Consider the following 14,465-nt stretch of genomic DNA (forward strand, 5'->3'; position numbering starts at 1 on the left):
TTTTTTTATGAATTTGTCACCCTTCAACTCCTGAAGTTTTTTACTGGGTCCATAAAGTTCTAGCGCAGATAAGATGTTGTTTGAGTCGTTTTAAGCTCCACTGTGCTCTTCTTTTTTGTAGAGGTGAATGTGGTGCTTTGCAGAAAGTTGTTATCTTAAATCGATTAAGAGGGGGGTAGAATTGGATAGCATGACTCAGAATGGTGATATAGAAATAGAGTGTCCCGTTGATTGCAAGTCAAGTACTCCTCATGGGTACTTCGACAGCTGTGTTTTTAAGGTTTACCCATAGTTAGGCGGGAAAGCTGTTATTATCCGTTTTAAGCGATTTTGTAAAGATTATATGTATTTGGTTGGTTATAGATATTTATTGTCTTATACCGCATAAAAAGCTTGTTATATCGCGTGTTTTCTTGCGTTCATGAGACGGGGTGCGCAAGTGGGGCTTACGCTGGTCAATTGAACCCTGCTCAGGCGCCCATTTGTTTCGAGGCCTTTTTTGTCTGCGGTTATCATTGACATATGTCTTGTCGCACATGTTATTTTCAGCCTGCATAAATCAAGCGCGAAGATACAACGATATTTACCTGTTTGACTTTTGCGTAAACCGGGGCTGTATGGTTCTTCACATTGTGGCTGTACTTGAGTAAGAAAAAGGTGTGGATAAAATTTTATCCACACCTTTTTTTATTTAAAATAGCCCGTTAATGGTGTTATTTAATGCTATTTTTTTTGTTTATATAAATTACATAATTGATTGTTAATTAGAGTTTAAATTGTTATTATTTTTAATAATATGATTCTTCCAGTAAAAATACGAAAAGATGGTGTTGTAGTCAGAGAATAATCCTCATTTTTTGTGTTTAACCCAAAGGAAAGCTATGCAAAGAGGGCAATTATTGCCCAGTGATCGGTTAGATAGATGCCTGATTGCTGCGCTCAATAGGACTGTTTAATTAGGAAATGAGCATTATTTACAACAGGTTATATCGAGGCGGTCGAGCCTCTGCCAGATCGGTTTTCCTATAAGCGTAGTTTCATCCTAAAAGGTCGAATTTAGGGCGATTTTAGGTCTTCTGTGGAAACGAATGTTAAGATGTCTAAAATTCTTTTTTTTACATTTTTATTTTTTTATAAACCTATTTTTCAGGTGTTTATTGTGTGTTATATGGATTTAATATTTATATATTGAAAAATGGAATTTATGCGCACTTCTTTACTTTTTGTAAAGGGGCACAGCTGGAAAATAGCAGGAAGAAGCGGAAGATTTGGCCTATTAATCTGAGGAATTTGTCCTGGTTTTATCGGGTTCGATATGGCTTTTCGTTAATAGGATTTTGCCCTTGATAAGATCATCATTGAATTGGCCGACTGTTGTTTTTTGAAGCATTTCTGAAAGGTTATTGCGTATGCTTTTGAACTCATGATGCAAGGGACAGGGATATTGTTCGGAGCAGAATTCAAGCCCCATGCCGCAGCCGACAAATAGACTTTCACCGTCGATCGCTTTAACGACCTCGGATAGTGGTGTGGACATATCTCCGCTGTCGAGGTAAAACCCCCCGCCAGGTCCCTTCATGGATCGAATGATACCTGCTCGGCTTAGATTCTGTAGTATCTTGCCTAGAAAAGCCTCTGGAGAATGGATACTCTCTGCTATTTCTTTTATGCTCACGCGTTTATTTTCTTGGGAGCTTTGTGCAATAAAAAAAACTGCCCTTAGTCCATATTCACATGTTTTAGAAAAAATACCCATAATCTCTTTTTTGCTTTTTGCAAATGTACAAAATCAAAAATAGCCATCCGCAACGATTAAAAATTAGGGATGACTATTTCATGAAATAGGGCAGTGCAATTAATTTAGTTGCAAAGATGCCGGACCAAATTCTTCAAAATGAATGTTCTCAGCGTTGATGCCCTGATGGGTTAAATATTGGAAGTGCTTTTTGATAAATCCTGCAGGGCCACACAGGTAATAGTTTGCCTCCTGTGGAAGATAAGAAGCATCTATTTTAGCGAGATCAACCCAACCCTCAAGAGCGTCAGTGTCCATACCCTGCGCTTCGTCATAGAAAGAAAAGCTAGTCATGTTTTGATGTTGGCTCTCCAATGTTTTTACTCTTTCTTTAAACGCATGTAGATCAGGGTTGCGGCAACCATGGATCCAAGTGATCGGTTTGTCTTCTTTCTTGTCCGCTAGATGCTCTAACATGGCCATCAATGGGGTCTGACCAACGCCGCCACTGATAAATACATGTGGTTTGTCACTTTCGACCAATTGAAAGGAGCCTGTTGGTGCTGTGAGTTCCAGTTGTTTTCCAACCTCAACGTATTGATGTATATAATTACTCACCATACCCTCAGGTTTTCCTTCCGCGGCTTCTCTTTTTACCGAAATCCGGAGGTATTCGCCGTTACTCGCATCGGAAAGACTATATTGTCTGGGTTGATAAAGGTGTAATTCGGGAAGAAATACACGTACACTTACATACTGGCCTGCCTCGTGTTTTGGAAGTCTTCCTTGATCTGTTGGCTTGAGATAAATAGACTGAATCTCATCGGTCTCGGCTACCACTTTTATAATGGTGAATGGCTTCCAGCCCGTCCATCCGCCGTCGCTCTGGATCATCTGATTATACATATCCTTTTCGACTCCGACCATCAGATATGCTAGCTGAAAATAGGCAACTTCCCAGGCTTCAATCAGTTCTTCTGTGGCAGCAGCCCCCAATACTTCCTGAATGGACGCCAATAAATGCTTCCCAACAATCTGATAATGCTCCGGACGAATATTGAGGCTACTGTGTTTTTGTCCGATATGTTTCACTGCCGAAAGAAGGACTGCTGGATTCTCAATATGCTCCGCATAGGCTAATACTGCTGTAGCCAAAGCCGTTTGTTGTCGCGCATTTTGTTGGTTTCCCATATTGAAGACATGTTTAAGCTCCGGATTGTGGTCAAACATACGTTTATAAAAATAACTGGTCAGCGCTACACCATGTTCGTTTAAAACCGGTACAGTACCTTTGATTAACTCTTTTTGTGCTTCAGTAATCATAATAAAATATTTAAATACCTTTTTATCTTTTATTTGATCAGAATAAAAAATGAAAAAATCCACTCGCTGCGAGGAATCTTATAACCTTGATAGGGTTCATTTGCAAATGACTATCGTTTACAAAAATAGAGAATTATAATAAAAGACAAAAATATCTTTTATTATTTTTTACTGCTTGTACGGACAATCATCCGGTCGATTTTAACGGCAGTCTTGTTCACAGTGGACTACTCCCAGGTTTTAAGGTTTTTAGGATAAAATGTCCATTCAGGGGTTTTTATAATATCTTGGTCAATATCGTACCAAGGACTAAGCTTGCTGTTGTTCCAATTGTTTAAAATTTGTATTTCTTGGGCTGGCATGTAGCTTTGTGCGAGTAGTACAATTGTTTTTCCAGTGCTGTCCTTGGCCAGATCAACTACAATGATTGCATGGCCAATAGGAGATCCTTTTTGGATAAAAGTATCTCCAATCTTAACTTCTTGAGTCGTTTTTACACGGGGCAGCTCATCATGTAGTGAAGCCGTATTTGCATAGGCAAAAATATATTCCAAATATTTCCAATAGGTTGGGTAGGCGTAATCTCCTTTTGCGTAGTTTGTAAATGTACGGGGTTTACCGTCTGAAAGGAAGTTGAATTTGATATCCTTGTACCGCTTTTGTTGGTATAAGTAATCTGCCCTGAGTCGCATGACAGCATCCGCGCATTGGTGTAAATCGCGCTTTCCGATGTCCAGCTTTACAACACTGTTGTAGATGTTATTTCTAGGTTTAATTTTTCCATTGTAATAATGTACCTCCCTGTCGATGGGGTACAATGGAAGATTTTCAAGGAAATTTCCAAATTCTTCAGTCCGGTAGTTTGCTCTTTTAAAGCCTTCCGGCAATAAAATGCGTAATTTGACCGTCATCCCAGCGGGGTTAATAAACTGGCTTCCGTTCGTTCGTGCTAGATCCGCAGCGACCGAGTCGAGCACTTGGGCTTTTGGTGCAGCCACATTCGGTTGTCCACAGCCAATGAAAACCTGACACGAGAGGAGTGGAATGAGTACATATATGGATCTCATATAAAATTTTCTGAGCTAGTGTATTGCGTTTATCGAATATACTTAAATCTAGATATAATTCGAAACATAAATCATTTGAGAAAATTAAGAAATTTTTAAGCTACTCATCCGCTTTTTGGATCATTTTCTGATGTAGCTTAGCCGAAGTTAAAAAGAATACGATTATGTCAGGAAAACAGATTTTTCAGACGTCAAGCAAAAAGCGCTGGTACGCTTTTTCATGGATGAGCAGCGCATTGGTGATAGGTTTGATCATTGGTGTGATATGTGTGGTTTATACATTGGGAAAGATTCAGATTCCTCCTTTTCCAACAATTAATACCAACACAGCATTGACCGAAAAGTCCACCGCCAGATTAAAAAAATCCAAACAATTCAAGGAGTTTACCATTGTAAAATCCGAATTGGAGAAGATTAAACGAGACCGTGAGCTGAAGCATTTGAAACATATTGGTACCAAAGACAGGATCAATATGGGCTTTTATGTCAGTTCTTGGTCTAATGAAGTTCGTGAACAGTCTTTATCTGATTTACGCCGAAATATAGGTCATTTGGATATGGTCGCCATGGAGTCCTTTTTTACGGTACCTAATCAAGATACCGTGGTCGATAAAGCGGATACTGCTGCGCTTAAGGTGATCCATCAATATAAGCGTAAAGCAATTGCGCAGATTTCCAATTTCAGTGGTAACGATTTTGATGGGCAGACTGTAAAGGCTATTTTGCTTAATCCGGATAAACAACAACGTTTTATAGACGACATCCTTTTTAAAGTGAAGCGTAATGGTTTTGCAGGTATAAATATCGACTTTGAGAATTTACAGTTGGATGACCACCAGCCATTAAACGATTTTATGGCGCATATCTATACCGTATTTCATACGGAGGACCTGCTTGTCACGCAAGATATCTCGCCTGAAAATGATGATTACGATCCCATTTCCTTACAAAAATACAACGATTATATTATTTTGATGGCTTATGATCAGCATTCCATTGAAAGTAATGCTGGGGCCATTTCACATCAGGCATGGGTTGAAAAGAACCTGGATGAACTTTGCAATAAGATCGATGCAGACAAAGTGATTTTGGCTTTGGCATGTTATGGATATGACTGGCCGAAAGATCGGGTGGGCAAAACGTTGACGTATGATAACGCCGTTATCTTGGCGCATAATTACAATGCTAAGATTACTTTTGATCCCCAATCTTCCAATCTCAACTTCAGCTATACAGATGGTGCGGGGATGCGCCATGATGTCTATTTTACCGATGCCGCAACTTATTTCAATCTCATCCGCAAAGCCGATGACTGGGGCCTTGGAGGCATTGCTCTTTGGCGTTTGGGAAGTGAAGACGCTCGTTTATGGTCGTTTATTTCCAGATCATTGAATCAAGAAAATTTGAAAAAAGAGCCTTTTGACTTTCGGAAAATAAGTCAGATCAATGTGGGAGGGATTCAATATATTGGCGATGGGGAAATTTTGGATTTGGTCAATAGCCCGGCTCCTGGGGAAGTTAAATTTACTTACGATCCATCGACGCTAATGATTCAGGACCAAGTGTATGTAAAAACACCGAGTAATTACGTTATTAAGCGCTTTGGAGAAAGAGACAAGACGGTGGTGCTCACATTCGATGATGGGCCTGATCCGACATATACGCCACAAGTATTGGACATCTTAAAAAAAGAACGTGTTCCGGGAGCTTTCTTTCTTGTGGGTGTGATGGCTGAGAAAAATATGGATCTGGTTCGTCGCGAATACCAGGAGGGACATGAAATCGGTAACCATACTTTTTTTCACCCCGATATGTCCACAATAGGGCCAAATCGTGTTAAGTTCGAGTTGAACGCCACCCGAAAGATCATTGAATGTATAACCGGTCATAGTACAATTCTTTTCAGAGCTCCTTTTAATGCGGATGCCGAACCACAGACGGTGGCCGAAATTCTGCCCGTGGCCCAGAGCCGTAAAGAGAACTATATCAATATTGGCGAATACATCGATCCCAACGATTGGTTACCTGGCCGTACAGCAGATGAAGTCTATAAGGAAGTCATCAAACAACGCGATAACGGGAATATTATCCTATTACATGATGCTGGAGGCAATCGAGAAGCGACCATAGCCGCCTTGCCACGTATTATTCATTATTTTAAATCTCATGGATATAAATTTGCAACGATTGGTGATTTAATGGGCAAAAAACGAGATGAATTGATGCCACCTGTTGAAAATGCTTCCGATTCGGGATTTAGTGGATCTTCCAACCGCTTGTTCTTAGGAACATTGTTTTATGGTAACATCTTCTTGAATCTGGTTTTTTCCATTGCCATTGTATTGGCAATTTTTAGAACAGCAATGATTGCTTATTTGGCAATCCGGCAAAAACAAAAAAGTAAAAAAGAGCAATCTCAATTGGTTTTGGATCCTCGGGAGAAGGTAAGTGTGATCATTCCTGCCTATAATGAGGAAATAACCGTGTTGGCAACTATAAAAAGCCTGTTGAATTTGGATTATCCCAATTATGAGTTGATTTTTGTTGATGATGGATCGAAAGATAAAACTTTTGAGATGGTCAGTAAGGTGTATGGCGATCATCCTAAAGTAAGGTTATTTACAAAACCAAATGGAGGGAAAGCATCTGCGCTTAACTATGGTATCGAGCAATCCGATGCTCAGTTTGTGCTCTGTATCGATGCCGATACTCAACTGAAGACAGATGCGTTAAAGCAGTTGATGAAATATTTTAACAAATCTCAAGTCGCTGCTGTCGCAGGAAGTGTTAAAGTAGGAAATGTCCATAATATATTGACACATTGGCAATCGATCGAGTATATTACTTCACAGAATATGGATAGGAGAGCTTTCGATTTGCTCAACATGATATCGGTCGTACCAGGGGCAATTGGCGCCTTTCGTAGATCTGTTATTTTGGAAGTGGGTGGATTTACAACGGATACATTAGCGGAAGATTGTGATCTAACCATGCGTATATTAAGAGCGGGTTATACCGTGCGAAATTCATCTGAAGCAATCGCTTATACGGAAGCACCAGATACGGTAAAAATGCTCTTCAAGCAGCGTTTCCGTTGGAGCTTTGGTGTGTTGCAGAGTTTTTGGAAAAATAAACAGACCCTGTTGAATCCCAAATATGGCTATTTTGGTATGGTCGGAATGCCTAATATTCTGATTTTTCAGATTATACTTCCTTTATTTGCGCCCTTGGCCGATATTTTTATGTTATTCTCTCTGGTGAGCGGTCTTTTCTCCCTAAGCGAGGTAAATGGTATCAGCTGGACAGGAATTGCAGGATTATTTTCACTGCATAACGGTTTTGGTCAAGTGATGTTTTATTACTTCCTTTTTGTATTCGTGGATATTTTCTTTGCAGGTATTGCCTTTAAAATGGAAGGCGAGAAGCTTAGCAATTTAATTTATTTGTTTCCGCAGCGTTTTTTCTGGCGTCAACTGATGTATTTCGTTTTATTTAAGTCTGTCAGAAAAGCGATTAAAGGTGAATTAAATACTTGGGGTACCTTGAAACGGACAGGCGGGGTGAAAGAGGTAACAACAAGTGCATAGAAATTGTGACTTACACGAGTTAGGCGGTAGCATCCTTCTTGGTATCCTACTTTAGGATTGCTATCGCCTACCAAAAAGTATACAGAGATTTTTAATTGAGCTTGAGAATAGGTACTTTCAATAAAAATAGAAACGACATGAAGATACTTTCCGCTCAGCAGATAAACGGGATTGATAGTGAAACCTTAAAGGATCAGAAAATTAGTAGTCTTGACCTGATGGAACGAGCTGCAACAGTTGTTTTTGAGGAAATTAAAAAGCTTCATTCACGATTGGAGCAAAGTACCTTTTATATTTTTTGTGGTAAGGGAAACAACGGCGGCGATGGTTTGGTGCTGGCGCGTCTGTTGGATCAACAACAGGCCCAAGTCAAGGTTTATTTAGTGGATGTTAAGGATTACTCCGTAGATAATCTTACCAATCAAAAGCGTTTACCCAATCATATGATTCAAAAAATTGCAGCGGAAGACCAGATTGATATTCCTTCCGATGCAATCGTACTGGATTGCTTGTTTGGATATGGATTAAAGCGGGCACTGACAGCTGACTGGAATGGTATAATTTCCAGTATAAATGGATGTGGTGCAACAATCTATTCGATCGATATGCCTTCTGGGCTGCTGGCTGATGAAAAGACAGCTAAAGATGTTCCCATTGTAAAGGCAGATATGGTATATACCTTTCAGTTTCCCAAGATAGCCTTGCTAATACCCGAAAACCAATGGTATGTAAAAGACTTCAAGGTATTGGATATCGGTCTTAGCCAACGTGCAATTGAATTGGCAGAAACCAATCTGTTTTATGTCGACGAGTCCTTCCTTAGGTCCTTTTATCGACAACGAAGGAGATTTGATCATAAGGGAACATTTGGTCATACCCTGATTATTGGCGGAAGTAAAGGTAAAATGGGGGCTGTTCAGCTTGCGCTAAAAGCGGCTCTTCGAGCGGGTTGCGGTTTAGCTTCAGCTTATGTACCTAACTGCGGTAATACCATTTTACAGACTGCCGTGCCCGAAGCGATGGTGATGACTGATCTCCAACAAGATTTCATTAGTCAATTCCCCTTATTGACAGGTTATCAGTCAGTGGGTATCGGAATCGGGATGGGAACAGCATCTCATACAATTGATGCGCTAAAGGTATTTATAACTCAGGTTAATGATACCCCTTTGGTATTAGATGCTGATGCTTTAAATATTCTTGCCCGCGAACCAGATCTTTGGGCCTCTGTTCCAGCGCACAGTATATTAACACCCCATCCCAAAGAACTTAGCCGGATATTGGGTGCTTGGCAAGATGATTTCGAAAAGATTGAGAAAGTGAAAGCTTTTGCGCGTAAACATCAGTTGTACCTGTTAATAAAAGGGGCAAATAGTGCAATGGTTATGCCTGATGGGCTCGTTTACTTCAATAGTACAGGCAACGTGGGTATGGCAACAGGAGGCAGTGGCGATATACTGACAGGGATTATTACCTCCTTGCTTGGACAGGGCTATTCTTCTAAAGAAGCTTTAATTATGGGGGTATATATCCATGGGCGCGCGGCAGATATTGCAGTTAAGACGATTGGTGCCTATTCCTTATTACCTTCGGATACCATTAATCATCTTTCAGACGCATTTATCTCATTAGAAAAAGGATTATGATAGATTGGTACATTGAACAAGTTTTTGCCGCCCGGACCTGGAAACTTCGAAAAGAGGTTTTCGCTCTGGAAGGTAAGTTGGCCGAGGTGATGTTGGAGGGCGATTTTGAAGCGACGCATTTTGCCGCCTACGACGGAAACGAAGTAGTAGGCGTGTTGAGCCTGATTAGTTCAGGTGATACTTATACAATCCATTTCCTCGCTGTTGCTCCACATGTAAGACTGAAACGTGTGGGCACAGCATTATTGAAACATGCGCGACTATTTATCGATACGTTCGGTGGTAAAATGCTCCAAGCCGAAGGGCCCTCTGCACAGCAACATTTTTGGGAAAGTAATGGTTTTGTTCCTATAAAACAAAAGGAGGAGCTCATGATCACGTATTCATTACCGCCAACCAATGATCTCATGCCCGACAATGAGCCATGAGGTAGGTTATGGCTGCACACCGGTGCTGCTCCTTGTGATCCTTACGGATTTTCAGCATAGGTGATCCGATCCGCTTCGGTAATGTTACGTATAACCCGGCACGGATTACCTGCAGCTACGACGTCTGCTGGAATATCTTTTGTGACGACTGATCCAGAACCAATGACCGAATTTTTTCCGATTCGCACGCCGGGATTGACGACAACCTGTCCACCGATCCATACATTATCTTCGATTACGATAGGCAACGCAAACTCCCAACCTTGATTTCTTGCTTCAAAATGGAGGGGATGGCCGGCTGTGAAGAGGCTTACATTTGGACCAAATAATACATTATCACCTATGGTAACTGGTGCACCGTCTAATATTGTACAATTATAATTGCTGTAAAAGTTCTCACCAATAGCAATATTGTAACCATAATCGCAACGAAAAGGAGGTTCGAGAAAGAATCGAGTTCCCGTCGATTTAAAAAGTTTTTGAATAATCTGCTTTCTGAATTTCAGGTGTTTAGGCTCCGAATCGTTAAACCGTTTAAGTTCTTCTTTTGCGTATTGTCTTTCCTTAAATAATTGCCCCTCCGAATCGATATAGGGAAGGCCGGCAATCATTTTTTCCTTTGCTGATTTCATTCAATGCCCATTTTTCCGCAACAAACTTAGATAAATTGATTTTTAAATGCAATAGCAATCTACGCCTTGTGAATCTGGGTTATTGAGTTTTCTTTTTTTGCATAATCAATGGCCCTTGTTTTCAACTAAGCATAACCAATGGATACCCTGTTTCCATCAAATGGGCTGCGTTGCAGCGCCAAGTTTTGTAACAGGAGCTTATCTACACAAGGTGGTTTAGCACCTTCTTCCGATTTAATTCATTGCAGTTGTGACAAACAATTTTCCTTCGAAAAGCATTTAGATAATGGACACACGTATGCTACTGCCTTCGTCGTAGCTGTATTCAAAATTATTATTTCAATGAAGATCGCTTATATAAGTACTTACTTGCCCAAAGAATGTGGCATCGCCACTTTTACATCGGATTTGTTGCATGCTGTTGCGTTGCATAATCAGGAATTAACACAGCACGTTTTTGCTGTCGCTGACCGGGACTATGATTATCCCAGTGAAGTTGTCTTTAAAATAGACCAGTATGATCAATTGTCCTATATTGAAGCAGCCAACTATATTAATGAACATGGCTATGACTGTGTGATATTGGAGCACGAATATGGCATCTTCGGTGGTAATAGTGGAATATATATCTTATCGTTGGTTAACGCATTGCATATTCCATTGTTAGTTAATTTTCATACCATTCTTGAGAAGCCGAATGTTGATGAAAAGGCTATTCTCATTGAAATTGTAAAAAGGGCTTCGATTGTAATCGTCATGAGTAATTATGCGGTTACTTTACTCAAATCCATTTATAGGGTCAATACCACGAAAGTTAGACTGATACACCATGGTGTGCCCGAGTTTACCCTGGAACATGAGCTTGCAAAGCTTAAAAAAGGTCTTTCTGGCAAGAAAGTGTTATTGACATTTGGTTTCCTGGGACGCAACAAGGGCATCGAAATGGTGATTGAATCCTTGCCTGAAGTCGTTAAAGATGAACCAGATCTGTTGTACCTGGTCGTTGGCAAAACACACCCTAATGTGTTGGCGCATTCGGGAGAGGAGTATCGGGAGTATCTAGGCAGTCTCGTGGAAGCTTATCAGTTGCAGGAGCACGTCCAATTTGTTAATTCCTTTGTGAGCCAGGCCGATCTGGTAGAGTATCTTTGTGCCTGTGACGTTTATGTCACCCCTTATGTTAATGAGGCGCAGATTACGAGTGGAACGTTATCTTACGCCATTGGTGCCGGAGCTGCGGTGGTCTCTACGCCTTACTGGCACGCCAAGGAACTGCTGGCTGATGGAAGGGGGGTATTGGTCGAATTTAAAAATTCAGCCAAGATGGCTGAAGCGCTTAAAAACTTGTTTTCAAATTTGGATTATCGTACCACCTTGCGGGACAATGCCAGTGCATTTGGAAAGGAGCTCACCTGGAAAAATATTGGCCTCCGGTATACACGGATTTTAAATAAAATCATACCTACCTACGACGGCCTTAAAGAAAACGCAGGATTTAGTAAAGATGAGATGCCTAAATTCAGCTGGAAGCATATCGATAGGTTGACCAATCAGGTGGGTATCTTACAGCACGCAACTTATTCTTTGCCCAATTATAAAGAAGGCTACTGTCTCGACGATAATGCGAGGGCACTTTTACTTGCTTTATTAGCCCAGGATAATTTTGCTGATAAGAAGTTAGACCGCCGTATTTCCACCTACCTGAGTTATATTTATTATCATCAGCGCGAAGACGGTCTTTTTCATAATTTTATGGATTTCCAGCATAATTTCTTGGATGAAGTCGGTTCGGAGGATTCCTTTGGACGAACGATATGGGCCCTGGGGGTGCTTCTTCGTAAAACTAAATTAACCAGTTATTATCAATTGGGACACGAGTTATTTTTTAGAGCTGTGCCGAATTTCGGTCAGTTGCGCTCCAACCGGGCGATAGCGTATACTGTGCTGGGAATTGCCGAATATTTGCATCATCAATCCAATGACGAGGTCATGATAGAGCTGATGCGGACGCTTATCGGCAAACTTGTGCGGGAATACGAAGCGAGTTCAGATGAACACTGGCAATGGTTTGAATCCGTATTGGCGTATGATAATGCAATATTACCTTATGCGTTTTTGACTGCATATCCTTTTTTAAATGATGAGACAATAAAACAATTGGGGCTAACGACATTAAAGTTTCTCGAAAGCATTACGATCCAAAATGGTGCGCTTTCGTTGGTGGGAAACCAGGAATGGGCCAAGCAGGGCAAGCATGTCAGCAAGTTTGGTCAGCAGCCACTGGATGTCACAGCCATGGTATTTATGTATCGCGAAGCTTTTCGACTGACGAATAAAAAGATTTATTTTACCCGAATGATAGCCTCATTCCGTTGGTTCTTGGGCGAGAATGATCTTAGGCTCGGACTCTACGATGAGGAAACCAAAGGTTGCTGTGATGGACTGGAGGCTTATGGCATCAATAGAAACCAAGGGGCTGAAAGCACCCTCTGTTTCTATTTGGCCTATATTGTGGTTTCTCGTGCCTTTAATGATAGCGATCAGGATTCAAGATAGCCAGCAATAAGTCTTCAAGCTTGATGGTGGCATAAGTCGACTCATAATCAGACATTGCATACGGTAAAATGAGGTGTTCATTGTGGACCAGAGCACCGCAGGAATAAATGACGTTTGGTACATAGCCTTCCCGTTCTTCATCGTTTGGGGTCATCAATGGGCTATGTAGTCGTCCAATTTCAACATGGGGGTTGTCCAGGTCCAGAAGGGAGGCCCCCAAAACATACTCGCGCATCGGGCCCACGGCATGGGTCAGGATCAGCCAGCCATATTGAGTTTCAATCGGTGAGCCACAATTGCCGATCTGGACAAATTCGTAGGGATATTCAGGTTCTTGAATGCGGATTGCCGTTTCCTGCCATATGTTGATATTGTTGGAGTAAGCAATATAATTGTTTTCACCGTCAATGCGACAGAGCATGGCGTAGCGCCCATTTATTTTTCTTGGAAATAGTGCCGCACCTTTATTGGCAATTTCACCATAGATGGGTTTCACCTTAAAATGATAAAAATCTTTTGTGGTGAGCAGTTTAGGAAGGATACTAAATCCGTCGTAGGCTGTGTAGGTAGCATAATAGATGCTCTCATTCTTCTCAGTTTTGAACTGGACAAAACGGGCGTCTTCTATCCCTCTTTTTTCTGTGTCGGCGAGCGGAAATATCACGCGTTCCGAAATGGAAGTGTCCAATGAAAAAGTCATTTCATAATGCGAGGAAGCGAGCCAGAGCGCCTGTTGTAAAAATGTCACATTTTCAAGATTTTCTTCACTCTCCCACCGCACTTCATCGATGTACCGCTTAAGTTCCTCATATGTAAATGTCTCCGTTAGCTTCTCTTCCAGTTTGGATTTGACTTCTGTGGGTTCCGCATGTAGCTCATTCATCTTCTTTAAGAAGGACTCCTTGTGATACCGGTGGTTTTTAACTTGCATGGGTTTATCCAATAGATTACCGATATAGTCGATATGGATATTATTGTCGACATCCAAGGTGCCCGAGCGAAAAACGATCGAAGAGACATGACCTTCTCCGGTGGCCCTGAAGCTTAAAATAACCCGTTTTTCACCTTTGAATAATTCGGTCTGATCCGGATGTTCGATAATGGAGGGATTAAATAACGCTGCCGATTCAATGGAATATTCCATGGTAAAGTAAGAGCCGATCAGCAACTTGTCGATATGACTTAGCTTCTCCTTTGAAAATGGAATCTTCTCCAAAAGGTGGCTTACCCTGTCAAAATTCCGTTCAAAGATATGGGCAATGCTGCGATGTCTTTTCGTATAGCTTCGTAAAACCTGTCCAAAGACTTCTTTCCGTTCCGACTCGTTAAGGGATAAAATGCGCCTGATAATTTTTATTGTACGGTCATCGCCAAGGAAAAAAAAACGTGCGAGAACTCTTTTCTTATCCGGTTTAAAGTAAATATCCTTTCGTTCAACTTGTACTGGTTTATGCATAATTTTATGTTCATGTTTACACATTTATTAGAACG

General features: G+C 41.0%; 9 protein-coding genes. 4 read left to right on the forward strand and 5 right to left on the reverse strand.

Annotation, left to right across the window (positions count from 1 at the left end):
* Positions 1–1,276: 1,276 nt before the first annotated feature.
* From B3600_RS17325 to B3600_RS17335, 3 genes are all read right to left on the reverse strand, one after another.
* Positions 1,277–1,756 carry an RrF2 family transcriptional regulator gene (locus B3600_RS17325; protein ID WP_070565571.1) on the reverse strand — a complete coding sequence of 160 codons (480 nt, stop codon included), beginning with the start codon at positions 1,754–1,756 and terminating at the stop codon, positions 1,277–1,279.
* Between the two features lie 99 nt (positions 1,757–1,855).
* On the reverse strand, positions 1,856–3,058 hold the full coding sequence (gene hmpA / locus B3600_RS17330) for an NO-inducible flavohemoprotein (RefSeq protein ID WP_286753786.1): 1,203 nt from the start codon (positions 3,056–3,058) through the stop codon (positions 1,856–1,858).
* A 227-nt stretch (positions 3,059–3,285) separates the two neighbouring features.
* On the reverse strand, positions 3,286–4,125 hold the full coding sequence (locus tag B3600_RS17335; RefSeq protein WP_286753787.1) for a DUF4846 domain-containing protein: 840 nt from the start codon (positions 4,123–4,125) through the stop codon (positions 3,286–3,288).
* Between the two features lie 164 nt (positions 4,126–4,289).
* Here B3600_RS17335 and B3600_RS17340 point away from each other — a divergent pair, with 164 nt between their 5' ends.
* From B3600_RS17340 to B3600_RS17350, 3 genes are all read left to right on the forward strand, one after another.
* The gene (locus tag B3600_RS17340; protein WP_286753788.1) at positions 4,290–7,712 is read left to right on the forward strand and encodes a glycosyltransferase; all 3,423 of its coding nucleotides are present in this window, start codon (positions 4,290–4,292) and stop codon (positions 7,710–7,712) included.
* 137 nt (positions 7,713–7,849) lie between these two features.
* The gene (locus B3600_RS17345; protein ID WP_286753789.1) at positions 7,850–9,358 is read left to right on the forward strand and encodes an NAD(P)H-hydrate dehydratase; all 1,509 of its coding nucleotides are present in this window, start codon (positions 7,850–7,852) and stop codon (positions 9,356–9,358) included.
* The gene (locus B3600_RS17350; RefSeq protein ID WP_286753790.1) at positions 9,355–9,786 is read left to right on the forward strand and encodes a GNAT family N-acetyltransferase; all 432 of its coding nucleotides are present in this window, start codon (positions 9,355–9,357) and stop codon (positions 9,784–9,786) included. The genes B3600_RS17345 and B3600_RS17350 overlap by 4 nt, the downstream gene beginning before the upstream one ends.
* A gap of 41 nt (positions 9,787–9,827) precedes the next feature.
* Here the strand turns inward: B3600_RS17350 and B3600_RS17355 are convergent, their stop codons facing one another.
* Positions 9,828–10,418, reverse strand: coding sequence for a sugar O-acetyltransferase (locus B3600_RS17355; RefSeq protein WP_070565562.1), 591 nt, complete (start codon positions 10,416–10,418; stop codon positions 9,828–9,830).
* A 342-nt stretch (positions 10,419–10,760) separates the two neighbouring features.
* Between B3600_RS17355 and B3600_RS17360 the strand changes: the two genes are divergently transcribed.
* Positions 10,761–12,974, forward strand: a complete 2,214-nt coding sequence (locus B3600_RS17360; protein WP_286753791.1) for a glycosyltransferase family 4 protein — start codon at positions 10,761–10,763, stop codon at positions 12,972–12,974.
* Here B3600_RS17360 and B3600_RS17365 read toward each other — a convergent pair.
* Positions 12,946–14,430: a glycoside hydrolase family 130 protein gene (locus tag B3600_RS17365; protein ID WP_286753792.1), complete on the reverse strand. Its 1,485-nt coding sequence runs from the start codon at positions 14,428–14,430 to the stop codon at positions 12,946–12,948. The two genes, B3600_RS17360 and B3600_RS17365, sit on opposite strands and share 29 nt — an antisense overlap.
* Positions 14,431–14,465: the final 35 nt, after the last annotated feature.

It is taken from the genome of Sphingobacterium sp. UBA2480 (assembly GCF_002341965.1).
GTDB classification, from domain to species: Bacteria; Bacteroidota; Bacteroidia; order Sphingobacteriales; family Sphingobacteriaceae; genus Sphingobacterium; species Sphingobacterium multivorum.

Excerpts from the sequence above, each read along its gene's own strand:
- B3600_RS17325 (WP_070565571.1), bottom strand. The coding sequence starts at position 1,756 with ATGGGTATTTTTTCTAAAACATGTGAATATGGACTAAGGGCAGTTTTT.
- hmpA (WP_286753786.1), bottom strand. The coding sequence starts at position 3,058 with ATGATTACTGAAGCACAAAAAGAGTTAATCAAAGGTACTGTACCGGTT.
- B3600_RS17335 (WP_286753787.1), bottom strand. The coding sequence starts at position 4,125 with ATGAGATCCATATATGTACTCATTCCACTCCTCTCGTGTCAGGTTTTC.
- B3600_RS17340 (WP_286753788.1), top strand. The coding sequence starts at position 4,290 with ATGTCAGGAAAACAGATTTTTCAGACGTCAAGCAAAAAGCGCTGGTAC.
- B3600_RS17345 (WP_286753789.1), top strand. The coding sequence starts at position 7,850 with ATGAAGATACTTTCCGCTCAGCAGATAAACGGGATTGATAGTGAAACC.
- B3600_RS17350 (WP_286753790.1), top strand. The coding sequence starts at position 9,355 with ATGATAGATTGGTACATTGAACAAGTTTTTGCCGCCCGGACCTGGAAA.
- B3600_RS17355 (WP_070565562.1), bottom strand. The coding sequence starts at position 10,418 with ATGAAATCAGCAAAGGAAAAAATGATTGCCGGCCTTCCCTATATCGAT.
- B3600_RS17360 (WP_286753791.1), top strand. The coding sequence starts at position 10,761 with ATGAAGATCGCTTATATAAGTACTTACTTGCCCAAAGAATGTGGCATC.
- B3600_RS17365 (WP_286753792.1), bottom strand. The coding sequence starts at position 14,430 with ATGCATAAACCAGTACAAGTTGAACGAAAGGATATTTACTTTAAACCG.